The organism is Pedobacter sp. AK013 (genome assembly GCF_014205835.1).
In the GTDB taxonomy this organism is placed as follows: Bacteria; Bacteroidota; Bacteroidia; order Sphingobacteriales; family Sphingobacteriaceae; genus Pedobacter.
The window spans coordinates 28,649-53,013 of the sequence record NZ_JACHCQ010000032.1 but is presented as its reverse complement, the minus strand read 5'-3'; the positions used below and the strand labels follow the sequence as shown (position 1 = coordinate 53,013).

25 protein-coding genes are annotated in these 24,365 nt (G+C 36.7%); 12 read left to right on the top strand and 13 right to left on the bottom strand.

The window, feature by feature from the left end; genetic code table 11:
* The first annotated feature begins 22 nt into the window (after positions 1-22).
* Positions 23-535 carry a lipocalin family protein gene (locus HDC90_RS19570; protein ID WP_255497763.1) on the top strand — a complete coding sequence of 171 codons (513 nt, stop codon included), beginning with the start codon at positions 23-25 and terminating at the stop codon, positions 533-535.
* Here the strand turns inward: HDC90_RS19570 and HDC90_RS19565 are convergent.
* The 4 genes from HDC90_RS19565 to HDC90_RS19550 form a co-directional block, all read right to left on the bottom strand.
* Positions 532-930, bottom strand: coding sequence for a hypothetical protein (locus tag HDC90_RS19565; RefSeq protein WP_184469394.1), 399 nt, complete (start codon positions 928-930; stop codon positions 532-534). The two genes, HDC90_RS19570 and HDC90_RS19565, sit on opposite strands and share 4 nt — an antisense overlap.
* A 43-nt stretch (positions 931-973) precedes the next feature.
* Entirely contained in the window at positions 974-1,309 is a 336-nt protein-coding gene (gldC, locus tag HDC90_RS19560; protein ID WP_029275370.1) for a gliding motility protein GldC, read from the bottom strand.
* A gap of 159 nt (positions 1,310-1,468) precedes the next feature.
* Positions 1,469-1,741: a hypothetical protein gene (locus HDC90_RS19555; RefSeq protein ID WP_184469392.1), complete on the bottom strand. Its 273-nt coding sequence runs from the start codon at positions 1,739-1,741 to the stop codon at positions 1,469-1,471.
* Complete coding sequence (locus HDC90_RS19550) at positions 1,741-3,087, bottom strand: DEAD/DEAH box helicase (RefSeq protein ID WP_184469390.1); 1,347 nt, start codon at positions 3,085-3,087, stop codon at positions 1,741-1,743. Before HDC90_RS19550 ends, HDC90_RS19555 begins: the two co-directional genes overlap by 1 nt.
* A gap of 158 nt (positions 3,088-3,245) precedes the next feature.
* Here HDC90_RS19550 and HDC90_RS19545 point away from each other — a divergent pair, with 158 nt between their 5' ends.
* From HDC90_RS19545 to HDC90_RS19530, 4 genes are read left to right on the top strand one after another with little or no spacing between them, the layout of a single operon-like run.
* Positions 3,246-4,580: a dihydroorotase gene (locus tag HDC90_RS19545; protein WP_184469388.1), complete on the top strand. Its 1,335-nt coding sequence runs from the start codon at positions 3,246-3,248 to the stop codon at positions 4,578-4,580.
* A 32-nt stretch (positions 4,581-4,612) separates the two neighbouring features.
* Positions 4,613-4,810 (top strand): DUF2683 family protein, encoded by a 198-nt coding sequence (locus tag HDC90_RS19540; RefSeq protein ID WP_184469386.1) that lies wholly within the window; start codon positions 4,613-4,615, stop codon positions 4,808-4,810.
* The gene (locus HDC90_RS19535) at positions 4,801-5,037 is read left to right on the top strand and encodes a Txe/YoeB family addiction module toxin (RefSeq protein ID WP_184469384.1); all 237 of its coding nucleotides are present in this window, start codon (positions 4,801-4,803) and stop codon (positions 5,035-5,037) included. The genes HDC90_RS19540 and HDC90_RS19535 overlap by 10 nt, the downstream gene beginning before the upstream one ends.
* Positions 5,038-5,039: 2 nt before the next feature.
* Positions 5,040-6,113 (top strand): DUF3810 domain-containing protein, encoded by a 1,074-nt coding sequence (locus HDC90_RS19530; RefSeq protein ID WP_370576652.1) that lies wholly within the window; start codon positions 5,040-5,042, stop codon positions 6,111-6,113.
* Between the two features lie 43 nt (positions 6,114-6,156).
* On the opposite strand, the gene HDC90_RS19525 is transcribed toward HDC90_RS19530, so the two are convergent.
* Positions 6,157-6,738, bottom strand: a complete 582-nt coding sequence (locus HDC90_RS19525) for a tRNA-(ms[2]io[6]A)-hydroxylase (protein WP_184469382.1) — start codon at positions 6,736-6,738, stop codon at positions 6,157-6,159.
* Positions 6,739-6,891: 153 nt separating this feature from the next.
* Here HDC90_RS19525 and HDC90_RS19520 point away from each other — a divergent pair, with 153 nt between their 5' ends.
* Complete coding sequence (locus HDC90_RS19520; protein WP_184469380.1) at positions 6,892-8,127, top strand: glycosyltransferase; 1,236 nt, start codon at positions 6,892-6,894, stop codon at positions 8,125-8,127.
* 97 nt (positions 8,128-8,224) lie between these two features.
* On the opposite strand, the gene HDC90_RS19515 is transcribed toward HDC90_RS19520, so the two are convergent.
* The gene (locus tag HDC90_RS19515) at positions 8,225-10,960 is read right to left on the bottom strand and encodes a TonB-dependent receptor (RefSeq protein ID WP_184469378.1); all 2,736 of its coding nucleotides are present in this window, start codon (positions 10,958-10,960) and stop codon (positions 8,225-8,227) included.
* Between the two features lie 310 nt (positions 10,961-11,270).
* Here HDC90_RS19515 and hscA point away from each other — a divergent pair, with 310 nt between their 5' ends.
* The gene (hscA, locus tag HDC90_RS19510; protein WP_184469376.1) at positions 11,271-13,127 is read left to right on the top strand and encodes a Fe-S protein assembly chaperone HscA; all 1,857 of its coding nucleotides are present in this window, start codon (positions 11,271-11,273) and stop codon (positions 13,125-13,127) included.
* A gap of 550 nt (positions 13,128-13,677) precedes the next feature.
* The gene (locus HDC90_RS19505) at positions 13,678-14,709 is read left to right on the top strand and encodes an LLM class flavin-dependent oxidoreductase (protein ID WP_184469374.1); all 1,032 of its coding nucleotides are present in this window, start codon (positions 13,678-13,680) and stop codon (positions 14,707-14,709) included.
* Position 14,710: 1 nt separating this feature from the next.
* Here HDC90_RS19505 and HDC90_RS19500 read toward each other — a convergent pair whose 3' ends face one another.
* On the bottom strand, positions 14,711-15,154 hold the full coding sequence (locus HDC90_RS19500; protein WP_184469372.1) for a DUF4395 domain-containing protein: 444 nt from the start codon (positions 15,152-15,154) through the stop codon (positions 14,711-14,713).
* 263 nt (positions 15,155-15,417) lie between these two features.
* On the opposite strand from HDC90_RS19500, the gene HDC90_RS19495 reads away from it, so the two are divergent.
* From HDC90_RS19495 to HDC90_RS19480, 4 genes are all read left to right on the top strand, one after another.
* Positions 15,418-16,080 (top strand): hypothetical protein, encoded by a 663-nt coding sequence (locus tag HDC90_RS19495; protein ID WP_184469370.1) that lies wholly within the window; start codon positions 15,418-15,420, stop codon positions 16,078-16,080.
* A 371-nt stretch (positions 16,081-16,451) separates the two neighbouring features.
* Positions 16,452-16,904, top strand: a complete 453-nt coding sequence (locus HDC90_RS19490; RefSeq protein WP_184469368.1) for a DUF1569 domain-containing protein — start codon at positions 16,452-16,454, stop codon at positions 16,902-16,904.
* Positions 16,905-17,020: 116 nt separating this feature from the next.
* Entirely contained in the window at positions 17,021-17,446 is a 426-nt protein-coding gene (locus HDC90_RS19485) for a VOC family protein (protein WP_184469366.1), read from the top strand.
* 53 nt (positions 17,447-17,499) lie between these two features.
* The gene (locus HDC90_RS19480; protein ID WP_184469364.1) at positions 17,500-18,456 is read left to right on the top strand and encodes a zinc dependent phospholipase C family protein; all 957 of its coding nucleotides are present in this window, start codon (positions 17,500-17,502) and stop codon (positions 18,454-18,456) included.
* Here HDC90_RS19480 and HDC90_RS19475 read toward each other — a convergent pair whose 3' ends face one another.
* The 6 genes from HDC90_RS19475 to gldF all read right to left on the bottom strand — a co-directional run bounded on the left by HDC90_RS19475 (position 18,457) and on the right by gldF (position 24,299).
* Positions 18,457-19,143, bottom strand: a complete 687-nt coding sequence (locus HDC90_RS19475; RefSeq protein ID WP_184469363.1) for a DedA family protein — start codon at positions 19,141-19,143, stop codon at positions 18,457-18,459.
* Positions 19,144-19,208: 65 nt separating this feature from the next.
* Complete coding sequence (locus HDC90_RS19470) at positions 19,209-19,910, bottom strand: DUF4397 domain-containing protein (RefSeq protein ID WP_184469361.1); 702 nt, start codon at positions 19,908-19,910, stop codon at positions 19,209-19,211.
* Positions 19,911-19,969: 59 nt separating this feature from the next.
* Entirely contained in the window at positions 19,970-20,647 is a 678-nt protein-coding gene (locus HDC90_RS19465; RefSeq protein ID WP_184469359.1) for a DUF4397 domain-containing protein, read from the bottom strand.
* Positions 20,648-20,730: 83 nt separating this feature from the next.
* Positions 20,731-21,855, bottom strand: coding sequence for a DNA polymerase III subunit beta (dnaN, locus tag HDC90_RS19460; RefSeq protein ID WP_086545224.1), 1,125 nt, complete (start codon positions 21,853-21,855; stop codon positions 20,731-20,733).
* A gap of 33 nt (positions 21,856-21,888) precedes the next feature.
* Positions 21,889-23,574 carry a gliding motility-associated ABC transporter substrate-binding protein GldG gene (gene gldG, locus HDC90_RS19455; protein WP_184469357.1) on the bottom strand — a complete coding sequence of 562 codons (1,686 nt, stop codon included), beginning with the start codon at positions 23,572-23,574 and terminating at the stop codon, positions 21,889-21,891.
* Complete coding sequence (gene gldF, locus HDC90_RS19450; protein ID WP_184469355.1) at positions 23,574-24,299, bottom strand: gliding motility-associated ABC transporter permease subunit GldF; 726 nt, start codon at positions 24,297-24,299, stop codon at positions 23,574-23,576. Before gldF ends, gldG begins: the two co-directional genes overlap by 1 nt.
* Positions 24,300-24,365: the final 66 nt, after the last annotated feature.

Below are 24,365 nucleotides of genomic sequence, written 5' to 3'. Positions count from 1 at the left end.
AAATCATATTAAAACCGATGATATGATGAAAACGATCTGCTCCCTTCTTCTTGTTCTTTTCACCCACTTGCCAATGGAGAAAAATGTTCCGGTAGCCAAACTAGATTTGAAAAAATATGCCGGAACATGGTATTCATTATATTCGATCCCAACCATTTTTGACAAAGGGAGCCGCGAAACAACTACAAAATATACCTTAAATAAAGATGGCTATTACAATGTCATCACCACTTATAAAAAGCCCGGAGACGATAAAGTTTATTCCAGAAATTCGAAAATGTTCCCTGCTGAAGATGGAGATAAGGGAGTGTTACATGCACAATTTATCTGGCCGATAAAAATAGACTATTGGATTATAGAACTGGCAGACGATTACTCTTATGTAGTGGTAGGTCATCCCGACCATAAATTTTTGTTCATCATGAGCCGTAATCAGACAATGCCGAAGAAAACTCATGATGAAATTGTTGCCAGGTGTAAAGCTAAAGGTTACGAAGTAGCTAAACTTACTTCACAGCTGCACGAAAAATCTTAAGCAGTAATTTTCTCGCCGCGTTTAACGCTAAAAAGCATAAATATTACACCCACTAAAAGTACAATCCAGCCCCATTGGAAATGAACAACTTTGCCGATAAGCTTATTAGCGAAGCCATATTTAGTATAATTATTTGCCGTAAAATAAACAGCAACCACCGCTAAAACATACCAGATAGCCATTACGAAACTCATAAACTTAAAGGCACCTATTTTTCTAATAAACAGAACCAATACCGAAATGGCGATAATGGCATACGTGATTAAAAACAAACGTGCATCTGATTGATACAAGTTCCAATTCCCTTTAATCGGCACTTTTAACATTGGGCAAAAACCTGCAATAACGCATAACAAAATGCCTAACCAAGCTCTGAATTTATTTAATACTAACATTTTTTGTTGGTTAATAGTTTGTGACAGAAGTTAATGACTAAAACTACTGTCCTTCAATAATCCCCATCTTATCAGCAAAGTGGGCACAGTAATCGCGTAAATCTTCAACAATCAAAGTTTCGTTTGTGGCTTTTAAAAAGCTATCTCCCATGGTCTGCAAAGTTTCGTAGAAGAAACGTTTCATCTCATCAACCGGCATATCCTTTGTCCAAAGATCTATCTTTAATGTATTTTTATAATTATGGTCCCAAACCGATAAAAACATAGCCTTTGCAGGTACTTTATCAGCATTTCCAGAATCTGTACTCTCCCAAAGTATATTATCTGGGTTATTGCCTTCGTCTAACTCAACCGTTATTTTTATTTCTGCTTTTTTCATTTTTTTTAAAATATGATTACCCTAATCAAAGGATTACACCGATAAGGGATCCCGAGGATCTCAGTTTATTTTTTCCGGTGCAAAGATGATTAATTAATTTGATTCCGTAGATGAGTAGATTATAGTGATTAACATTGTCGAGATATTTTTACGGTTTAATTACGCGAGCTTCTGCAAGATTAACATTAATACGGCCGCAATAACGATAAAAATCAATTCAACGATCCAAATTTTTTTAATATCCTTTAACGTAAAACGGAAAATCATATCAGTAATAAAAGTTACCGCAATTAAACAGGCCAATATAAGGAGATAAAAACCGTTTAAGTTTATATGTCTTGGTGCTGTATTTTTGTCCGAAACAAGATTTAAAACCACCAGGCCAAGCCCTGCTGCGCTTACGATATTTAAAGGTGTAATTCTTAAGCTCATTATTTTTTCTTATCGAATTTTTTACCTTTTTTAAAACTCTTTACCTGCTTACCAGCTTTTGCTTTAGCCTTTTCCCTTACCTTTTTTTCTATCGCTGCAGCATGTTTTTTCTCGTGGAAAGCCCCTTTAAAGTCAGGATCTTCCTTACGTTTCTGCATATCGATTTCTTTTGCAATATGTTGACGTTCTTCGTAAGGCGTTTCCTCAATGAAAACGCCTTCAGGAATCTCGGCCACGGGAATATATTGGCGGATCAATTTTTCGATCTTGCGGATGTAATATTTTTCGGCATCCGTAGCAAAGGTAATCGCATCACCTTTAGCAAAAGCCCTGCCGGTACGGCCAATACGGTGTACATAATCTTCAATAATGATAGGCACGTCGAAATTGATTACGTGGCTTACATCGCTCACATCAATCCCCCTACTCGCTACATCTGTAGCCACTAAAACCCTGATATTACCTTCTTTGAAACTATTTATCGAGTTAATTCTGGTGTTTTGTCCTTTATTGGCGTGGATTACACGAACATTTTCGGCACCATACCTGCGCTCAATAAAACTGTAAATATTATCGGCAACTGTTTTTGTTTTACAAAAAATAATCAGGCGGTTAAATGCCTCATCATTTTTCAGCAAATGCTGCAGTAAATTAATTTTCGTTTTGAAATTGGGAACGTAGTATAAAGCCTGTGTTACGTTTGCCGCTGGTGTAGCCTGCTCAGCAGCTTCAATTACTACTGGGTTTTTCAAAAAATCACCTGCAATTTTCTGTACCAAGTTGCTCATTGTTGCCGAAAACAACAAATTCTGACGTTTACGTGGAACGATTTCCAAAATCCGGTGAATAGAGCCAATAAAGCCCATATCCATCATTTTATCAGCCTCATCCAGTACCAAAAACTTTAGGCTTTGTGTATTGATATCGCCAGCCAAATATAAATCCAGAAATCTCCCTGGCGTAGCGATTAAAATATCAACCCCTTTTGCAATCTGCTCCTTCTGTGTTTTTGGACCGATTCCACCAAAAATCACTAAAGAACGTAAATCGGTATAAGTAGAAAATAACTTTACCTGCTCGGCAATCTGCATGGCCAGTTCGCGTGTTGGCGATAAAATCAATGCTCTCGGATTATCGCCCTGCGCATATTTCAACTGCATTAAAATTGGCAAGACAAAAGCAGCGGTTTTTCCTGTACCAGTTTCGGCAATACCAAAAATATCCTGCCCGGATAATACCGGCGCAATTGCTTTTTCCTGTATCGGCGTGGCAACGGTATAACCTGCATCGGCAACTGCATTTAAAATTTGCCTGTTTAACTTAAATTCTTCGAACGATTTTGCCATAGCGCACAAAGATAGTGATTAAGGTTGAGGGTTTGAAGGTGTAAGGCAGAAGGTTTAACCTAAAACAACAACATTAAACTCAATTCTCCCCATCCATAGCATCAAAATCTTGATACCTGACACTCGCTACTTAACACTAAATTGCTACCTTTGAAACCATGAATACTTACCTGATAAAAGCTGCAACAATTGTAAATGAAGGACAAAAAATTGTTACCGATGTATTGATAAAAGATGGATTGATAACCAAAATCGGTCAAAATCTATCTGCACCTGATGCACGAGAAATTAATGCAGAGGGACAATACCTTTTACCAGGGATGATTGACGATCAGGTACATTTCCGAGAACCTGGCTTAACCCATAAGGCCGATATTTTTACAGAAAGCATGGCCGCTGTAGCCGGTGGCATTACCTCCTTCATGGAAATGCCCAACACTGTACCCAATACCTTAACACAGGATTTATTAACTGATAAATATGAAATTGCTGCCCAAACTTCGTTAGCGAATTATTCATTTTATATGGGGGCAAGTAATGACAACATTGAAGAAGTTTTAAAAACCAATCCTAAAAACGTTTGCGGCATTAAGGTTTTTATGGGTTCGTCAACCGGGAATATGTTGGTTGATAATGAAAAAACCTTAGAAAACATTTTTAGCAAAGCACCAATATTGGTAGCTACGCATTGCGAAGATGAAGCAACCATCCGCGAAAACTTAGCTAAATTTAAAACACAATACGGTGATGACTTAACGATTGATATGCATCCTTTGATCCGTAGCGCAGCGGCTTGTTATAAATCGTCGTCGCTAGCGGTCGAACTGGCAAAAACTTATCAAACCCGTTTGCACATCCTGCACATTTCTACAGCAAAAGAAATAACCTTATTTGATCATATTACCCCGCTAAAGGATAAAAAAATTACAGCTGAAGCTTGTGTGCATCATCTTTGGTTTAATGACAAAGATTACGCTTCAAAAGGAAATTTCATTAAATGGAACCCTGCTGTAAAAACCGAAGATGACCAAAAAGGCGTATTAAAGGGTGTTTTGGAAGATTATATTGATGTTATTGCAACAGATCATGCCCCACACACGCTCGCAGAAAAGCAGCAGCCTTATGCTCAAGCCCCATCTGGTGGCCCGTTGGTACAGCATGCCTTACCTGCATTACTAGAAATGCACTTACAGGGCAAAATCTCTTTAGAGAAAATCGTAGAAAAAACAGCGCACAACCTGGCTATCTGTTTTAATATCGAAAAACGCGGTTTCATCCGTGAAGGGTATTGGGCAGATTTAGTGTTGGTTGACTTAAAAGATTCTTGGAAAGTAACTAAGCTTAACAATTTCTACAAATGTGGCTGGAGCCCTTTTGATGGAGATACTTTCCAGGCAAGCATTACCCATACCTTTGTATCAGGCAATTTGGCTTATCAAAATGGTAAATTCACGACCGATCAGATCGGAAAACGGTTAACTTTTGAGCGATAGATTTGTTATATTTGTTTATTACAATGAATAATATGGAAACATTAATTGCACATCCAAAAAACGAAGAGCAGGCCACCGCTTTGAAAGCAGTTATGAAAGCTTTGAAAATTGATTTTGAGACTGAAGGAAGTCCGTCTAACCCAGAATTTGTAAAGGATATTTTGCAAGCGCGAGAAGACATCAAAAATGGCAAAGGTGTAAAAATCGCGATGGAAGATTTATGGAAGTAATATATGCTCCAAAAGCTATCGAGCATTTAAACTACTGGAAAAAATCTGGCAATAAAGCCATTCAAGAAAATCCTTTTGATGGAATAGGAAAACCTGAACCGCTAAAGTATGAACTGTCAGGTTCCTGGTCTAGAAGAATAAATGAAGAACATCGAATTGTTTATGAAATTCATGATGATGGCATCATTGTCATCTTGGAAATTCAATCTTTAAAGGGCCATTATTAATCGTGTTTAAGCGTTCGGTATACAAAACATTTTTGGTTTTAATCAGTCTAGCTATTCTGATTTACCTTTTCGGCCTATTCCCTAACCCCGTCCAAAAATATTATTCAACAGGTTTTTATCCTTACATCTCTTCAGCCCTAAGGTTTATTTCTGCTCTGTTTCCTTTTGCTATTGGCGATATTATTTACATTTTACTTATTGGTTTTGTATTTTATAAAATCGTAAGATGCTACAACCGTCGTAAATCACTAAAAAAGCAGGATAGAATTGTTATACCCTTACAGATCTTAAACTTCTTTTTAATTCTTTATATCATTTTCAAAATGGTTTGGGGTTTAAACTACAGCCGACCAAGTATAAGCGAAGAATTGGGCATAGGAAATGAAAAATATAATGTTAAAGAATTGGTTGTTCTGGGCAATTATTTCGTTGATAAAACCAACACCTTAAAATTAAAGCAAAGTAAAATACCCACTTACACCGTTAATGAGCTTGAAACTAAATCTGCAGCTGCTTACTCATTCATGGAGAAAAGAAACTCAGTATTCAGGTATACTAACCCTTGTTTAAAATCGGTCTTAAATTCATGGATCATCAGTAAAATCGGCATTGAGGGTTATTATGCCCCCCTTTCTGGCGAAGCTAATATGAACATGAACTTGCCAGATTTTGTGAAACCTTATGTAAGCTGCCACGAAATTGGGCACCAATTAGGGATTGCTTATGAGGACGAGGCTAACCTTCTAGGTTACCTTACAGCAAGTAATAGCCCTGATGTGAATTACCAATATTCTGCCAATTATGAAATGTTGCGATATATCCTATTCGAGATCAGGATGAAATCACCAGATGATTATAAAACACTCCATGCAAAACTCTTACCGCAGGTTTTGGCCGATTTTAAAACTGAAAAGGAATTTTGGCGAAAATATAATGGCGATATGTTCGGTTACATGGATGCCGCTTTCGATCGTTTTCTAAAAATGAATAACCAGAAAAAGGGAATAGACAGTTATCAAGATATTGTAATTTGGTTGTGGAATATACATAAAAAGGAGTTGACAGTCGCCAATTAACAGTTCATAATAAAAAACTACAAACCGAAAATTGCAAACTAAACTATCCGTGAATCGCTTCTTTCTTACCAAAACTTTGAATCAGTTCTCCTTCAAATTCCAACCATTCTTTCCAACGTTTATCTACATCAACATCAGTGCTATATTTACGCGCAAAATTTAAAAATGTAGTATAATGCCCCGCTTCCGAAACCATCAGTTCGTGGTAAAACTTGGCCAGTTCCTGATCTTTTATATTTAATGAAAGTACCCTGAAGCGCTCGCAACTTCTGGCTTCAATCATTGCGGCAAACAATAACCTGTCAATAAAAGCCATATTTCGGCTTCCGTCTTTTTTGCTAAACTTTACCAAACGGCCAACATAATCATCTTTCCGCTCGCGGCTTAAAGTATAACCCCGTTTTTTTATAATTTCAATTACCATCTGGAAATGTTGCATTTCTTCGATAGCAATTGCCGTTAACTCATCAACCAGGTCCTGATGTTCTGAGTTTTGAGTAATTAAGGTAATGGCATTGGTTGCTGCTTTCTGTTCACACCAGGCATGGTCAGATAAAATTTCTTCTAAATTCGATTCTGCAATATTTGCCCAACGTGGGTCTGTCAATAATTTTAATCCTAACATCTGGTGCTTTGTAATTGAGCTGCAAAATTAGGAATATTTAAGATACGTTTATATCTCCCGCAGATTTTAAAAGATTATGCAGCTAACAGTTCACTCCTCGAAAATCACATTTATCTGCGGGAGCCAAAAAAAAGAACTTATTTTTGCAGGTAAATGAATACAAATGCAAAGAAATTATTGATAATTGGATTGGTTTGGCCCGAACCCACTTCATCTGCAGCAGGCACAAGAATGATCCAGTTGATTGATTTATTTCTCTCGAAAGGTTATCAGATCATTTTTGCATCGGCAGCATCAAAAAGCGATTTCAGTTACGATTTTAGTGAGACTAACCTTGTTGAACAGCAAATCAAACTGAACGACGAAAGTTTTAACGTATTTCTGAAAGAATTAAATCCAGATTTAGTGCTTTTCGACCGTTTTATGGTAGAAGAACAATATGGCTGGCGCGTTCAACAGGAATGCCCTAATGCACTTAGGGTTTTAGATACCGAAGATCTGCATTGCCTCAGAAATGCCCGCCAGCAAAGCGATAAGAAAAAACAAGTTTTAGACTTATTTTCGGATACTGCCAAAAGAGAAATTGCTTCAATTTTACGCTGCGATTTATCTTTAATCATTTCTGAAGTGGAAATGGATATGCTGAAAACACAGTTTAAGATCGATGCCTCATTAATTTATTATCTACCATTTCTAGAAAAAGAAATCACCCAACAAGATATTGAGAACTGGGTTTCTTATGAAGAACGGGCTGATTTTGTTTTCATTGGCAATTTCCTTCACGAACCCAACTGGAACACCGTGCAGTTTTTAAAAACCAAAGTCTGGCCTGTGCTCAGAAAAAGGCTGCCCGATGCGAGTTTGAATATATTTGGGTCTTATGCATCGCAAAAGGTGCTGCAGCTGGATAACAAAAACGAAAAGTTCTTAATTAAAGGAAGAGCTGTAGATGCCAAGGAAACCATTGCTAAACATCGAATCTTACTGGCCCCTATTCAGTTTGGCGCAGGCGTAAAAGGGAAATTTATTGATGCCATGCATGTAGGTACCCCCTCTGTTACCACATCAGTTGGTGCTGAGGCCATGAAAGGCAATTTAGATTGGAACGGTAGCATTGAAGATAATTTAGAATTATTTATTAATGAAGCGGTAAAACTCTATCTGGATAAAAATGCCTGGCAAATTGCCCGGCAAAATGGGGTAAAAATCATTAACGAACGATATTCTACTAAATATTTTGCTAACCAATTTATAAATGAGGTAGAAAAATTGGTTTCTAACTTAAGCACACACCGGCAGAACAACTTTTTCGGACAGATATTAAATCACCACACTGCACAGAGTACAAAATACATGAGTTTGTGGATTGAAGAGAAGAATAAGAGATAGTCCCGGGTCTTTAGTCCGAAGTCAGGGTACGAAGATGTCATGTATAAAAAACATAAAAGAGGTATTGAACAGATCAATACCTCTTTTATATAATATTTTAGAAATTAAAAGCAAGTTTAGTAAATAGCCTTCGCCCATTAAACCCCATTTGAACGGCATCCCATGCACCACCTGTTTCTCCATCATAGGCAGAAAGCTTTGCACCTTGTACATAACCATAATCAGGGTGAATATTAAATATATTATCTGCACCAAAAAATACAGTCACTTTTTTCGAAATTTTATAAGAGCCATAAATATCAGTAACCATTTTACCTGAATAATTAAATTGCTCCAAAACTGTTTGGTTTGGATCATTATCCAATGCAACCAACGGTGGGTAAGTGTTTGCATAGCCGTAGCCTAAAATCGAAATTTTGCCATAGTATAGAAAATGCGTTCCAGCCATCCAATTACCAAACCCATAATCTAAGTTTAAACCAAGTTTTACAGGAGGAGCAGACGCTTTAATATATGCCTGCTCTCTGTCGCTAAAAAATGCCTGCTGGTTTTGATAAGAGCCACTTAAAGCATTGGGAATATTAATTTTATCGATATTCAAATGATTTAAGTTTCCGGTAAACAAAACTTTAATTGTTTTATTATCAAATCGTTTAGTATAGTCTACAACTAAATCCAATCCATAATTAGTAGTATTAACTGCATTTGCAAAAAACTGTGCCTGTGCAACATTTAATTGATTCAAAATTGGTTTTAAAGCGGGAATACTTTCATCAAACTGACCGGATAATACTACCCTATCTTTAATATTAATGCGATAACCATCTAAGGTTACGGCAATTTCTGGAACTGGTTTCCACGAAAAACCTAAACTCGCATTAACAGATTTTTCTTGTTTCAGGTCAGGAATTCCGGCTGCTTTTGTAATTGGACTATAGTTCGGCGCGATTTTAACTTCGAAAACTTTACCTCCCTGCACGTTTGTAAATGTATTGCTGAAATTAATTTGTTGCAAGGATGGTGCACGAAAACCAGTACTTATCGATCCACGGACATTAAAATTGTTTGTTAATTTATAACGGGTTGCAAATTTGTAATTACTTGTAAAACCAAAATCATTGTAATTTTCTGCCCTAACAGCAACACCAACAAGCCACTTATCGGTAGCATCCAACTCTGCATCAACATACGCTGCAACATTAGATCGGCCAGCGTTAACTTCATCGCCAGGCTGATAACCGGGAAAACCTTGAGAACCTGTAGCTTTATTTAGGTTATAATTTGCATATGAATCTTTTTCTCCTGCATAAATTTTATAATTTTCATACCTATGCTCTAAACCAAAAGCTAAATTCAATCCTGATGCAACAGTTGGAATCGCCTTACTCAAATTAAAGTTGACCGTATTTTGCAAAAATGAAAAACCGCCATCATCAAAATGGGTTTTACCAGCACCAAGAGAAGCATTAAATGTTTGATCACCATAAAAATGAAAATTGTTACGGCCCAGTGTATTACTTAAATCCCAGTTCCAGTCTTTACCCCATATTCCTTTTACACCTGCGGCAAAAGATAAATCCTGGATTTTAGTCTGGATGATCGGATCATAATACGTTTCCCCATCTGCTGTGGTCTGTAAAATAGGATTCCCTGCAACTCCATCAGGAAAACGCTCTGGCCGCTCTGATAAATTTCTGGTATAGGCATAAGCATCCGAAGCCTTTACATTACCTCCGCCGAATGAATAAATCACTGTTTTTGTATTTGCAATTGGCAGTTCCATATTATACATTAAACCACCAGAAGTTACCGATCCATCACCAGTAGATCTTCTAACCTTATTAATTGGCAAACCATCTTTCGAACTTAAATCTGTATTCAGATTTTGCCTGAATGTTTTACCATTAGCAAAAAAGTTTCCTGAAAAATTAACAAAACCATTATGCTTACCCAATGCAACACCATAATTGGCCCCTAAAGAAAATGCATTCCCATCAATTGCCCCCTGCTGCCGATACTGCCCCAGCTCTTTACCATAGTGGGTATTGTTTCTTGGATCATAATAACCCGAATACCCAGTATTGACACTTAAAACGCCAACATCCTTTTTTAATATTAAATTAATTACCCCTGCAATGGCATCCGATCCATATTGTGCCGACGCACCATCGCGTAAAATCTCAACACGGTCTATCGACGATTCTGGAATCGCATTTAAATCTGTACCTGAATTCCCCCTTCCCCTGGTTCCGAATATTGCAACAAAGGCTGTTTGATGCCGGCGTTTGCCATTAACCAAAACCAATGTCTGATCTGGCCCCAAACCTCTAAGCGTAGCTAAATCTATTTGATCTGCACCATCTGATCCGCTTTGTTTGTTAAAATTAAAAGATGGTGAAGCAGCATTTAAAATTGAAGTTAAATCCATTTTGGCAGTAGGCATATTCACCTGATTAATCTTAATCACATCAACAGGAACAGGCGTAAGAATAGAAGAGCGACCTTTACCACGGGTTCCAACCACCACGAAATCGCCGAGATTTTGCGCACTTTCCGATAAAATAATTGTTAAAGGTCCGGTTGTTGCTACTACTTCTCTGGTTTCATATCCAATAGCACTAACAATTAAGGCTCCTTTATCAGAAATAGAAAGCTGAAAATCTCCATTCTGATCGGTAACAGTGCCCTTGCCCGTTCCTTTCTCTTTAACAGAAGCGGCTATAATCCCTTCTCCTTTCAATGTTGTAACCTTACCTTTTATAATATTTTGCGCAAAAGAGGTTACCGGAAGCAAACAAAGCCCAATAAATACATAAAATAATTGTTTTTTCATATTTGTTTTGATAAATGTACAGGCAATATAAATAACATGAAGATATTTTACACAAACAAATACAACAAAACACAAAATACACTTAAAAAAACAGACAAAAACAATTAAAAAATAAATAATAAACAAAAATCAACAAAAAATAGACAAATAATTAAACAAAAATCACTACAATTCAAAAAACAACACACTTTTCACCCTGTTTTTTCAAATAAGCCGTACGATATTTTTAGTCATAAATTGTTTAGGTTTATATTTTCTTGCTAACAAATGAATGACATAACCTTTATTTAAAAAGCATATTTTTGCTGCTATGGCAAAAATATCAATTAACCTTGCTACAGGTTCGTTCCAGAAGGAAGAAATTATAGTTGGAATAGATTTAGGTACAACCAATAGCTTGGTGGCATTTATCAATCCAGATAAAAACCCGCAGGTAATTAACGATGCAGGTAAGGGAATATTGGTACCATCAGTGGTATACTTTAATGGTCAGAATGAAGCCATTGTAGGTAATGAGGCGAAAGAGTACTTAACCACTGATCCTTCAAACACCATTTTTTCAGTTAAAAGATTACTTGGGCGCTCCTACAAAGATGTAGCCGAACACAAGGATATTTTTTCTTACAAAATTATAGACGATGATAGCGATGCTTTGGTGAAAATCTATGCTGGAGACCGTTTCTATACGCCGATTGAATTATCGGGAGAAATTTTGAAGGAACTTAAAGCAAGAGCAGAACATGCCTTAAAAACTCCGGTTAATAGGGCCGTAATCACTGTTCCGGCATATTTTAACGATAGCCAGCGCCAGGCCACACGAGATGCAGGAAAACTGGCTGGCTTAGATGTTATGCGTATTGTGAACGAGCCTACCGCAGCAAGTTTGGCTTACGGAATTGGCTTAGATCCTTCGCAACAAAAAACAATCGCAGTTTACGACCTGGGAGGAGGAACATTTGACATCTCTATTCTACAGATCCAAAATGGAATTTTTGAGGTTTTGGCCACAAACGGAAATACCTATTTAGGTGGCGATGATTTCGATCGGGCCATTTTAAATTATTGGCTGGAGAAAAACAACCTTGATGTAGCTGTAGTTGCACAAGATAATATTTTAATGCAAACCTTACGTCTACAAGCTGAAGCTGCTAAAAAAGCATTATCATTCCAAAATTTATATAACGAACAAGTTGGCGAAATCTGGTGCACATTGGATAAACAAACTTTTGAACAGTTAATTTCGGCAAAAGTTGAAGAAACCATTACCGCCTGTAAAAATGCGTTAAATGATGCAGATCTATCTGCCGGCGATATTGACGAAGTAATTTTAGTAGGAGGCTCTACCCGCACACCATATGTAAAACAGGCTGTAGAAAATTTCTTTGGTAAAAAACCACAGGACAATATCAACCCTGATGAAGTAGTAGCACTTGGTGCAGCCATTCAGGCTGATGTTTTGGCTGGAAACCGCTCTGATATTTTATTGCTGGATGTAACGCCACTTTCTTTAGGTATCGAAACTATGGGCGGTTTAATGGATGTAATTATTGCCCGCAACAGCAAAGTGCCTACCAAAGCCGGTCGTCAATACACCACCTCAATTGATGGACAGGTGAATATGAAAATTTCTGTCTATCAGGGTGAGCGCGATTTAGTTAAAGAAAACAGAAAATTGGCTGAGTTCGATTTAAAAGGAATCCCTGCAATGCCTGCTGGTTTGCCAAAAGTAGACATCAACTTTTTACTGAATGCCGATGGTATTTTAACTGTACAGGCAATTGAATTACGTTCAGGCGTTAAACAAGAAATAGAAATTACGCCAAGCTACGGCTTAAGTGATGATACTGTAGAGAAAATGCTACTAGACAGTATAGAACATGCCAAAAGTGATGTAGAACAACGTATGCTCATTGAAGCAAGAAGCGAGGGCGAACAATTGCTCTACACTGCCGAGCGTTTTATCGAAAAACATGCTGAGCATCTAACAGCGGGTGAAATTGAAGAAACCAAGATACACATCGAAGCGCTTAGAACGGCTTTGGCTACCCAAGAAAAAGATACTATTTTGAAGAAAGCAGATGAGCTGAATGAATTTACCCGTCCTTTTGCCGAGCGTGTAATGGATGCAGCGATTTCTACGGCCATGAAAGGTAAAAAGATAGAGTAAGTTTCAGTCGGCAGTTTTCAATTGCCTATTTAATATATTCATACTATCCTGACGTCATTTCTATAGATAGGTCTTTCTGAGCTTGTTTCATAATCTTTCATTGCTATTAATAGCACACAAATTATCGAGGTTTTTAGTTAATTTCTTTTTTGGAAAGCAAAGGCTATTTTTATCGGTTCCGATAGTCCCGTTTGCCGCTTTACTTCGTGTTCGCTATAATCGGGTTTAGCTAACTTAGGTGAGTATAAAAACTCAGGTTGCAGGGTGCATAAACTAATCCAAATAATTATCTTCTTATTTCTATGAAACCTCAATGCGATAATTTAACTTAGTTAGTCGTCACCCTGAATTTATTTCAGGGTCTATTTTGAGATAGATGCTGAAACAAGTTCAGCAGGACGAATATGTTAGGTAGTGCGGCTAAATTAACTGTTACCAGTAAATGTTAATCTAACTCAGGCTTGAAATAGTTTAATATCCTACTTTTCTTACCATACATCAAAAAGCACTCCCCCATTATCCACTAACTTTGTTAAAAATATTTAACATTATGGAATTAGGTATCGGAATGTTTGGCGATCTGCAGATCAATGCAAAAGGAGAAATCCAGCCCGCTCAGCAAAGGCTTCAGGAAATTATAGCGGAAATAAAACTGATGGACGAAGTTGGTTTAGATTTCTATGGCATTGGCGAACACCACCGTCCCGATTATGCAGTATCCAGTCCTGAGATTATATTGGCCGCTGCAGCTACAGTAACCAAAAACATTAAATTAAGTAGTGCGGTTTCGGTTTTAAGTTCATCTGATCCAGTTAAACTATATCAGAACTTTGCAACAATAGATTTAATTTCAAACGGAAGAGCCGAATTAATGGCTGGTCGGGGAAGTTTTATCGAATCATTCCCTTTATTTGGATACGATCTGCAGGATTATGATGAACTTTACGAAGAAAAATTAGACTTGCTCCTTAAAATCAATGCATCACATAAAATCAGCTGGAAAGGCAAATTCAGACCCGAACTGAACAACCAGGAAATATTACCGAGAGCCGTAAATGACAATTTAAAAATTTGGGTAGCCGTTGGTGGAACACCAGAGTCTGTAGAGCGTGCAGGCAGATTAGGTTTACCTGTAATGTTTGCCATCATTGGTGGTCAGCCCATACAGTTTAAACCACTTTTTGATTATTACAAAAAAGTGTATCAAGCCTATGGACATGATATGAACAAGTTCGAAGTTGGCCTTCATATGCACACTTTATTTGGCGAAAACAGTAATGAAATTGCTGATTACTATTACCCGCTTTATTCTGCCGTGATGAACAGGATTGGTAAATCACGCGGTTGGGCGCCTTATCAACGAAGTCAGTTCGATTCTGGCAGAAGCAATAGTGGCGCCTTAATTATTGGCGACGTAAACGAATCCATAGAGAAGATTTTAGCTATGGAAGAAACCTTTGGCTTAACACGTTTCTCAGCACACATGGATGTAGGTGGTCCATCTCATGCAACTTTGATGAAATCAATAGAGTTATTCGGAAGCAAGATTGCCCCTAAAGTACGTGAAGCTTTAAAGAAATAGATTAAGCCTCGCTCTTTTTCGTAAAAACCTGTAAAAAAGAATAGATATAACAACCTACACAAATGGCAAATAAGCTCTCTAACAGGGCAAAAGTGATCATGATCAAGGTAAAAATCAGCGCCGCATTATAAAAATTAAATAGAAATACCGTGGCAATCAAAAGGCAGAAAACAAAGCCCAAGGTTGCCGCGAACTTTTTTGGCGCTAAATCCTTCATTTTCGGAGATAGAGAAAGTCCCTCAGATATTTTAATTGCGATAAATTTCAACACACTAAATTTACCTGTAGTAAATGCCCTTAAAGCAAAATCAAATAGCAGGAAAACAATTGCCCAATAATTTGAAGACACAACACAAGCTATTGCAATCAACGCAACCATAAAGGCAATAATCCTAACTACATTTTCATTTACTCTTTCTGCTGATACCGGGCAAGATAATTCCATGGATATGATTTTGATGTAAATTTATTTAATTTTAGTTAACATACAAAGTGCTGTACTTGAATGTTTTGCCACTGGAAGCGAAAAACAGCAGCTATTTCAACCCAATTCAACTGCAATGCAGGGCATTTTTTTCTGTTTTTTACAAAAACATAACGAAAGGTCAGCAAAAACACTTCTAAATGTTCTGGAAAATCCTTTTTCAATTATTTTAAATTACCTGTAAAACAATTTTATTAATTTGGCAAAACCTATACCAATGAAAAATGAAAGCGTACATTATAATAATCTGTTCACTACTTTTTTACGGATGTACAAATACCGACGAAAAAGCAGTCAATCTTGAAGAAAAAAATGCCTCAGATTTAAAAAAGCAACATTTAAGCTTGTTTACACCCAAAACCTTTTACTATACCAATGATTTGCAAGGAGATAATCCTGCATGGACAGCGGCAAAATATTCAATATTTCAATCCAAAATGTTGGATAGTTTAAACCACCGTTACTTCGAATTGCTTGATGTATATGGTAATGACGATAATATTGTTGTTTTTAACGAAGTTTTTCATGAAGGCAATCGGATTAAACATATAATACTCGATACGCTCTATAATTATAGTGATTTTGCAAAAGATATACCTGATAAAGGTACATCGGTTGGTGTTTTGCATAAAGATGAGTTAATTGGAATTGAGACAAAAGGCATTGAAAAAAACTCGATTATTGCAGTTATAACTACATCTGGCCAGAATTCGTTCAAAGCAGATGTAGACAGCGCAATTGCAAAACATAAAAAAGCAGGCAAAGATCCTTTTGAGGTTGTTGATGTCAGCAGAAAAATGACCGTTATTAAAGCCTGGTATGCAAATTCGAAAACGGGAAAAATAGAGCCAATAAAAATTTATGTATCTCCAAAACCCAAGACTTGACAGCAAAAAATCAGACGTCAACATCGTGTTGGAAATTAATCAGATTTGATAATCTTGAAGTTTTTGACTCTGAAGAACTCGTCTGTGAGACAATTAGGAATCATTTTAAAAACAAATAACCACCCCCAGCCCCTCCTTGAAATCAAGGAGGGGAGCTAATTCACAGCGTAAAATTATATACAGCAAGACGTCTAAACCACAAACCCTATTTCAGGAATTAATCTCGTCTCAGCGCTTCCTACCCCTCTTATTTTAACAGAGGCAAGGGATGATAAGAACGCCTCAAATCATTTTCCAAATTTCCGAATCCTTATAAAAATTCATTCTTATATTTAGTAAAGCAAAATACACACTCCAGATATAAACAAACCATGAAGAATATTTTCCAACCTGCAGTAACTAGCGAAATTATTGAAAGGATTAACAAGCTTACCCCTACTACTACTCAACTTTGGGGCAAAATGAATGTTGCACAAATGTTGGCCCATTGCAGTGTAACTTACGAAATGGTTTACGATGACATTCATCCAAAACCAGGGCCGATTATGAAATTTATTTTGAAAAAACTAGTAAAAAGCAAAGTGGTAAACGAGAAACCCTATCCTAAAAATAATCAGACAGCACCACAGTTTATTATTAAAGATGAAAAGGATTTCGAAAAAGAGAAAACTCGTTTAATCGATTATATTAACCAAACCCAACAACTTGGCGAAGATTATTTCGACCGTAAAGAATCGCATTCATTTGGCCCATTGGCAAAAACCGAATGGAACAACATGTTCTATAAACACCTGGATCATCATTTAGCACAATTTGGGGTTTAGTTTAAACACGTAAGAACAAGTTATTGTCCAAATCACCCCCTTAAATCGTCACTTTTAAACCTTACACAGGCCAAAAATCTTGTTTAAACTTGTGGTAACAAAAAAAATGATATAAAATGGCAAAACCACTTGTAACATGCCTTTGGTTTGACGGACAAGCCGAAGCTGCAGCAAAATACTATTGTACCGTTTTTAAAGATTCTAAAATTACCCAGGTAACGCCCATGGTAGTTACTTTCGAATTAAACGGAAATAAATTTATGGGGCTCAATGGAGGTCCGCAATTTAAGTTCGATGAAGCCATTTCCCTTATGGTAAATTGCGATAACCAGGATGAAATAGACTATTACTGGGATACTTTTATAAATGACGGCGGTACAGAGAGCGTTTGTGGATGGTTAAAGGATAAATTCGGACTTTCATGGCAAATTATTCCATCAAACATTGGTGAGTTAATGGCAGAGCCCGAAAGAGCAAAAAGAGTAATGGATGCCGTTATGCAGATGAAAAAGCTTGATATGAAAAAAATGGAAAATGCATAATTTTTGCTTCTAACCCCCTAGCGTTATAAAGAAAATTTCTTATCTTCGGATATATGAAAAGATTAACGATTTTAACCGCGTTAATCATCCCTATATTTCTTTGTACCTCTTGGGGTTTCTTTGCACATCAAAGGATAAACAACCTTGCTGTTTTCACTTTGCCAGCTGACATGATCGGTTTCTATAAAAAGAATATCAAATACATTACCGAACATGCTGTTGATCCAGATAAACGCAGGTATGCTGATACCCTCGAAGCACCACGGCATTACCTCGATGTGGAGAACTACGAGAAAAATATTGATAGTATTCCCGAAAAATGGGATGATGCCCTGGCAAAATATGGCCTAAAAAAACTGAACACCGATGGCATTATCCCTTGGCAAATACAGCGCAGTTATTATGGTTTAGTTAAAGCCTTTAAAATGCGTGATTCGGTAAAGATCTTAAAATACTCTGCTGATCTGGGCCATTACATTGGCGATGCACACGTTCCTTTACACACTACCGCCAACCATAACGGGCAACTCACCAATCAGGTTGGTATCCACGCTTTTTGGGAAAGCCGTTTACCCGAATTGTTTTCAACTCATTACAATTTTGTTGTTGGCCATGCGGATTATATTGAAAACCCATTGCAAGAAGCATGGAAGATAATTAAACACACGCACAGTCTGGTTGATACTGTATTAACTTTCGAAGCTGAACTGAGTGCTTCATTTCCTCCCGACAAAAAATATAGCTTTTCTGAAAGGAATAATACTGTGTTGAAACAATACTCTACGGCCTATTCTAAAGCCTACCACACTAAAATGAATAATATGGTAGAAAATCAAATGCGGGCTGCCATCTTAAAAACGGGCTCATTTTGGTATTCTGCCTGGGTTGATGCAGGTCAGCCTGTGCTTAAAAACATGATTAAAACAACCTTATTACCCGATGAAAAAAAGGACGGTGATGATGTAGAAACAAAATATCAAAACGGTTCACTAATTGGCAGAGAACTTTAATTATGACTTGGTATCCTCTCCTTCGATAATTGCTTCAATCTTTTTAGGTTGTAAACGACTTCTGATAGCTGCCCAAATGGCAGGAACAAAAGTTACCACAGCAATAAAAATAATAACCAGTTCAAAATTATTTTTAATTACTGGGATTTGTCCTAACAGATACCCCCCCATCAACAACGCAAATATCCATGCTACACCACCAATAATGTTATAGTAAGTAAAACGACCGAAAGGCATTTTGGCTATTCCCGCTACAAATGGTGCTATGGTTCTGAAAATTGGAAGAAACCTGCTTAACATAATGGCCTTACCACCATGTTTCTCAAAAAATTCGTGAGATTGATGATAATATTTAAGCTTCAAAATTTTGTTCTTTTCTTTAAATACTCCCGCGCCTAAAACACTCCCTAGTTTATAGTTAACTGTATTTCCTAAAATTGCTGCTACAATTAATATAATGAGCATGATCCAGATATTTAAACCGGTTTCATGTTCACCAGCAATTAAAGCACCCATTGCAAAAAGCAACGAATCGCCAGGAAGGAATGGTGTTACCACAAAACCAGTTTCGGCAAAAATGATCAGGAATAAAATGAGATATGTCCAGGTGCGATATTCGTTAACAATTTCAGCTAAATGTACGTCTATATGAAGAATAAAATCTATAAGCTGTTGTAGTAGTTCCATTTATCTAATTTTGGGCAAAAGTATGAATATCAAAGGGATTAAATGCTAGTATAGTGCAATAAATGTTAGTTGGTAGCGATTATTCTGTTTTTAAGCTCTCCCTTTTTATCCCCATCAAATAAGATGAGGTAAACCCTGCCTTTATTAATGGTCAAAGAATCAAGTCGCGTTACTACTGGAGGCGGATTTGTAGCTGTAGGACTAGATAGTTTGAAGGCAAATTTCATATTCTTATTTACCTTTACTTTAAAGGTTTTAAGTCCTCCATAAACGAGCGCAGATTCAACAGGTTTAGCCGTATTCGTACTATCAGTAATCACCACGCTAGAGGCTAATGTATAGCCTAAGTTTAAGAAAGTAAGCTTGGCAGAATCTAAATCTGGTTTTACATCATCTTGATATACCTTTAATTCAGCAGGTTTATTGATAGCCTCCTTAAGGTAGAAAACAGAATAATTCTGGCCGATTTTGAAAGTTTGCCCTGACAGTGAGGTAGCGTCTACGCCGGTATTAATATTTCTGGTGGTTATTTTAAAAACAGAATCGCCAGGTATCACAACATAACTTGTATTTGCATTATAAGTTACTGAAGTTCCGATCTGTATGCCGTTTAAATAGAAATTCTGTGTGGTATCTGTTGATGCAACATGGAAGAAACGCACTTTCGCATCACCTTTAATAAAATTATTGTTTTTAATGCAAGAGCTAATTAAAAGAACAAGTGTAAAAAGAAGAAATATTTTGGGAAACAATACTTTGTTTTTCATAATTAATTGCTGATGCTAATAAAACGTAAAGATAGCAGAAAGCATATTAAACTTTGAAATTAATTATCGGTAATGATATGTGCTGCTAATGTTGCTGCCGTAGTACCGCTAAACCAAATGGTGTATATCTTTCCCGCTTCTAAAGCCGTATTTTGGATGGTTTTAACATTACCAGAACCTACTACTGTATATTTTAAATTGAATCCTGTATCTACCGTAAAATAGCTAGATGCCTCTTTAAAAGCCAGTCCATTCACAAACTGGGTACCGCCTTCAACCATCACATTTATGCCTGTAGCAAAATTAGGTGTCAGGTTAATCAGTTTAATTTTAGCTTTACCTATTTCGGTATTACTTAAGTTATCTTCGTAACTTACTATTTCCATTTCTCCTTTTTTATTGGTTACCAGAAAAGTTGTGTAGGTAATAGACGGTGTAAAGTTAAAAGAAGTATCAGTAGTGGTGTTATTTGTGCCGGTATAAGAAATATTTCTATTACCAGAAGGGATTTTTACGTAATCGCTGGTTTCGCCAAAAGCTAAAGCTACAGTGGTTAGTTTTTCGTTATCTAAATAAACATCCTGGTGCTCATTGGCCGGCGATGCATTAACCATTTTTACCTTGGCCTGGCCATTTACTACTTCATCTGGATTATGCTTTTTACAGGATGACAAGCCTATACTAGATAAGCAGGTGAGCAAAATTATCGATTTCGAGAGATTGTTATAGATTTTCATTTGGTTGTTAGTTGGTTAAAACAAAAATGGCTCGGTCAAAAACCAAGCCACTTTCTCATAAAAACTAATAAATTAGTTTTTATTTAATAACTATTATTTAGCATCACAGGCATCACCAACATTAAAACGTCTTCATTTTCGTCATTAGTTTGTGGAATTAAAAGCCCGGCTCTATTTGGTGTCGAAAGTTCTAAAGTAACTTCATCACCACTTAAATTACTTAACATTTCGATCAAAAAGCGTGCGTTAAAGCCTATTTCGAGGTCTTCGCCATCATATTGGCAGCTTAACCGCTCATGTGCTTCGTTAGCAAAATCCAAATCCTCAGAAGAGATATTAAGTTCGCTTCCGCTAATTTTCAACCTTACCTGATGTGTTGTTTTATTGGCAAAAATTACAACCCTGCGAAGTGTATTTAAAAATAAACTTCTGTCGATAATTAGTTTATTAGGATTATTAGTTGGAATTACCGCCTCATAATCTGGATAGCGCTCGTCTATTAAACGACACACTAAATTGATATTTTCGAACTTAAAGAAAGCGCTTGTTGCATTATAATCTACTGATACATTAATATCAGTTGAAGGTAAAGCAGCTTTTAAAAGTGTTAAAGCTTTTTTAGGAAGAATAAAAGATGTTGCTTTATCTGCTTTGCTATCCATACGGCGGTATCTCACCAATTTATGTGCATCGGTAGCTACAAAGGTGATGTGCTGAGGAGATAACTGACAGAATACACCTGTCATAGCCGGGCGCAACTCATCGTTACTTACCGCAAAAATAGTTTTTGTAATGGCTTCAGTTAAAACTGATGCTGGCAAATTTACAGAAGACGCATTTTCTACTACTGGAATCTTCGGAAAATCATCGCCATTTTCACCACTCAATTTATATTTACCATCGCCAGCACTGATCTCGATCGCAAAAGTACTATCATCGATATTAAATGCAATCGGTTGATCTGGTAATGTTTTAAGCGTATCTAATAAAATTTTAGATGGAACAGCAACTTTACCTTCTTCTTTTGATTCTACAGCCAAAGCAGTTGTCATGCTCGTTTGCAGATCGGTAGCAGAGATAGTTAAGTTTCCATCTTTAATTTCGAAGAGAAAATTTTCTAATATAGGCAAAACCGTACTGCTGCTTGATGCACCATTTACGGTTTGTAAGTGTTTTAATAGAGTTGATGTGGATACAATAAATCTCATGATATTATTTAGTCTTCTTCAAAAATATAAAAATTATTTAGCGTACTTGTATTTGCGGTAATAATGTTGAAAAATCGCAAAGAATATTAACAATAGCAAGGGTGCTACTACATTTATAAATTGCCATTTAGTTTTTTCGAGTTTAATTTTGGCTTTATCCAACAATCTAATTTTTACTTCTTTATTTCGCAACGCAATTAAGTTGTCGTTATCGGTAAAATAATCAACAATATTGAGTAATAAAGCCTTATTGCCAAAAGTTCGCTGCGAATAACGATCAAAACCCAATGGAAAGGGAGTTCCATTTTGCTCCGATACCTGGTTTTTAAAAATATCCCCATCTCCTATCACAATCATTTTAGCCGGTTTACTTGTGCGCTCCAAGGTATAAGGCTGTGTAATGGTAGCTGGTAAAGGTCGCCCAGCAAAAACCGATGGAAAATTACCTTCTAACATTAAACCAGCATGTTGTGGTTTACTTTGGAAAGACCGGGGATCTAACTGCTCGCTTAGCATTTGCAAGCTAAACAATTTCGGCACACTATAAACCTTATTATAGGGAGATGTAGCCAAAATATACGATTTCTTTACGCCTTTCACACCAATAGTGTCTACCGTGCTTGGAAATTCAGATTTTACACCATCCAATTTTTTCACTACACTTTCGGCCGTATCAGGCAATAAAATAGGATAATAAATCCAGGGCACCAGTTGCATTTGGTTCTGCCCGCCTACAACTCCTGTTGAAACTGGAATTTCAGCACTATTTGCCGGATCGGCAATAATATTATAATTAACCCTTGCCCCATACATAAAAAGCATATCATCCAAGTTCAAATTACTGTTAACAGCCATCTGTCCACTTTTTCCCCGCAAACTATCCAATTCGGCCTTTACCTGGTCGATACTCCAGAGCACCCGCCCACCGTTCATTACAAAATAGTTAATTTTGTATTTCTCAGCTTCTGTAAAAGGTTTCTTAGGTTTGGCAATAATCAACATTTTCAATTTATCAAGCCCTGCTTTATCAATACTATTCAAATCAATACGGCCAACTAAATAACTATTCGATAGTGTATGAATGGCATCAGCCAATTGTAAATCGGAAAGTTCACCATTTGATTCTGAAAAGCCGATACGAGGGTTATCACCTGATAGTACTTTCTTTAAACTCGAAGTAAAGATATACTCCAAACTTTCAATAGAGCGATTTATATTGTCTTCATAATTCCCCCTGGTATCTAAATTCTGGAAGAGTTTAATAGGGAATTCTTTCCCCCCACTTTCCATCATAGCCATCGGAAATACGAGTTTCTGTGTTAATCCACTTTCTGTTTTAACACTTAAATTGGTTGCCTCTATACCTCTTTCGTACAAATTATTGATGACTGTATCTTGATCGGCCTGATTAAGTCCCGCTATCGGATCAACAAAAACCACTTTAACTTCTGCTTTAGCATAAGCCTGATAATCAGACAAAATATCCGACACGGCAGCCTGCAACCTTTTAAAAGCAGGTGGTAATTCTCCAGCTAAAAATACCGTTACGATTACTGGCTTTTCGTTTTTCTGTAGCAAAGTTTTTGTTTTTTCGCTCAGTGTAAAACGTTTATCGGCCGTAAAATCAAATCGATAAAAAACATACTGACCTAAAACATTCACAATAACCAGTACCGTTATTATGATGATGAAATTAATCCATTTATTCTTCAGCTTCATTATCGCTTCCCTCCTATTATTAATTTAGTGACAAACAGAAACAGCACTGAAAAAGTAATAAAGTAAATCAGATCTCTGGTATCTAAAACACCGCGGCTTATCGAAGTATAATGTTGATTTATCCCTAAATTGCTGATGTTATTCTCGATACTTTGAAATGCAGCAAGCTGACTACTATAATCGAAGCCTAAAAAAGCAAATGCGCATAAAGCAGCGCTGATCACAAAAGCAATGACCTGGTTTTTAGTTAATGCAGATGAGAAAATGCCAATAGATGTAAAGGCTGCACCCAATAAAAATAAACCGATATAGGAACCAATAACCGATCCTGAATCGATATTTCCTTCTGGGAAGCCCAGCTTTGAAATGCTGTAGTAATAAATTAACGTTGGAATTAAGGCAAATAATATCAAAACCAAACTTGCTAAATATTTTGCCACAATAATCTGCCAGATTTGGATAGGCCGTGTAATTAAAAGTTCATAGGTCCCCTCTCTCCGTTCTTCGGCAAAAGAGCGCATGGTAATGGCTGGAATAAGAAACATGAAAAGATAGGGTACCAAACTGAAAAAACCATCAAGTTCGGCATAACCATAATCAAGTATCGAGGTGTCGGGAAAAAACCAAAGTAACAGGCCAGAAACCAACAGAAAAATGCCTATGGTAATATAAGCAACCATCGAACTTAAGAAACTGAATAACTCGCGTTTAAAAACTGCGTACATAGTTAAATTTAAATGCCGAAGTTAAGAAATATTTTTTTCGTTGGCTTTACCTGGTTAATCGTAAAA

What these genes read in the sequence shown, in the direction of transcription:
- HDC90_RS19570 (WP_255497763.1), top strand. Translation starts at nt 23, where the DNA reads ATGATGAAAACGATCTGCTCCCTTCTTCTTGTTCTTTTCACCCACTTG.
- HDC90_RS19565 (WP_184469394.1), bottom strand. Translation starts at nt 930, where the DNA reads ATGTTAGTATTAAATAAATTCAGAGCTTGGTTAGGCATTTTGTTATGC.
- gldC (WP_029275370.1), bottom strand. Translation starts at nt 1,309, where the DNA reads ATGAAAAAAGCAGAAATAAAAATAACGGTTGAGTTAGACGAAGGCAAT.
- HDC90_RS19555 (WP_184469392.1), bottom strand. Translation starts at nt 1,741, where the DNA reads ATGAGCTTAAGAATTACACCTTTAAATATCGTAAGCGCAGCAGGGCTT.
- HDC90_RS19550 (WP_184469390.1), bottom strand. Translation starts at nt 3,087, where the DNA reads ATGGCAAAATCGTTCGAAGAATTTAAGTTAAACAGGCAAATTTTAAAT.
- HDC90_RS19545 (WP_184469388.1), top strand. Translation starts at nt 3,246, where the DNA reads ATGAATACTTACCTGATAAAAGCTGCAACAATTGTAAATGAAGGACAA.
- HDC90_RS19540 (WP_184469386.1), top strand. Translation starts at nt 4,613, where the DNA reads ATGGAAACATTAATTGCACATCCAAAAAACGAAGAGCAGGCCACCGCT.
- HDC90_RS19535 (WP_184469384.1), top strand. Translation starts at nt 4,801, where the DNA reads ATGGAAGTAATATATGCTCCAAAAGCTATCGAGCATTTAAACTACTGG.
- HDC90_RS19525 (WP_184469382.1), bottom strand. Translation starts at nt 6,738, where the DNA reads ATGTTAGGATTAAAATTATTGACAGACCCACGTTGGGCAAATATTGCA.
- HDC90_RS19520 (WP_184469380.1), top strand. Translation starts at nt 6,892, where the DNA reads ATGAATACAAATGCAAAGAAATTATTGATAATTGGATTGGTTTGGCCC.
- HDC90_RS19515 (WP_184469378.1), bottom strand. Translation starts at nt 10,960, where the DNA reads ATGAAAAAACAATTATTTTATGTATTTATTGGGCTTTGTTTGCTTCCG.
- hscA (WP_184469376.1), top strand. Translation starts at nt 11,271, where the DNA reads ATGGCAAAAATATCAATTAACCTTGCTACAGGTTCGTTCCAGAAGGAA.
- HDC90_RS19505 (WP_184469374.1), top strand. Translation starts at nt 13,678, where the DNA reads ATGGAATTAGGTATCGGAATGTTTGGCGATCTGCAGATCAATGCAAAA.
- HDC90_RS19500 (WP_184469372.1), bottom strand. Translation starts at nt 15,154, where the DNA reads ATGGAATTATCTTGCCCGGTATCAGCAGAAAGAGTAAATGAAAATGTA.
- HDC90_RS19495 (WP_184469370.1), top strand. Translation starts at nt 15,418, where the DNA reads ATGAAAGCGTACATTATAATAATCTGTTCACTACTTTTTTACGGATGT.
- HDC90_RS19490 (WP_184469368.1), top strand. Translation starts at nt 16,452, where the DNA reads ATGAAGAATATTTTCCAACCTGCAGTAACTAGCGAAATTATTGAAAGG.
- HDC90_RS19485 (WP_184469366.1), top strand. Translation starts at nt 17,021, where the DNA reads ATGGCAAAACCACTTGTAACATGCCTTTGGTTTGACGGACAAGCCGAA.
- HDC90_RS19480 (WP_184469364.1), top strand. Translation starts at nt 17,500, where the DNA reads ATGAAAAGATTAACGATTTTAACCGCGTTAATCATCCCTATATTTCTT.
- HDC90_RS19475 (WP_184469363.1), bottom strand. Translation starts at nt 19,143, where the DNA reads ATGGAACTACTACAACAGCTTATAGATTTTATTCTTCATATAGACGTA.
- HDC90_RS19470 (WP_184469361.1), bottom strand. Translation starts at nt 19,910, where the DNA reads ATGAAAAACAAAGTATTGTTTCCCAAAATATTTCTTCTTTTTACACTT.
- HDC90_RS19465 (WP_184469359.1), bottom strand. Translation starts at nt 20,647, where the DNA reads ATGAAAATCTATAACAATCTCTCGAAATCGATAATTTTGCTCACCTGC.
- dnaN (WP_086545224.1), bottom strand. Translation starts at nt 21,855, where the DNA reads ATGAGATTTATTGTATCCACATCAACTCTATTAAAACACTTACAAACC.
- gldG (WP_184469357.1), bottom strand. Translation starts at nt 23,574, where the DNA reads ATGAAGCTGAAGAATAAATGGATTAATTTCATCATCATAATAACGGTA.
- gldF (WP_184469355.1), bottom strand. Translation starts at nt 24,299, where the DNA reads ATGTACGCAGTTTTTAAACGCGAGTTATTCAGTTTCTTAAGTTCGATG.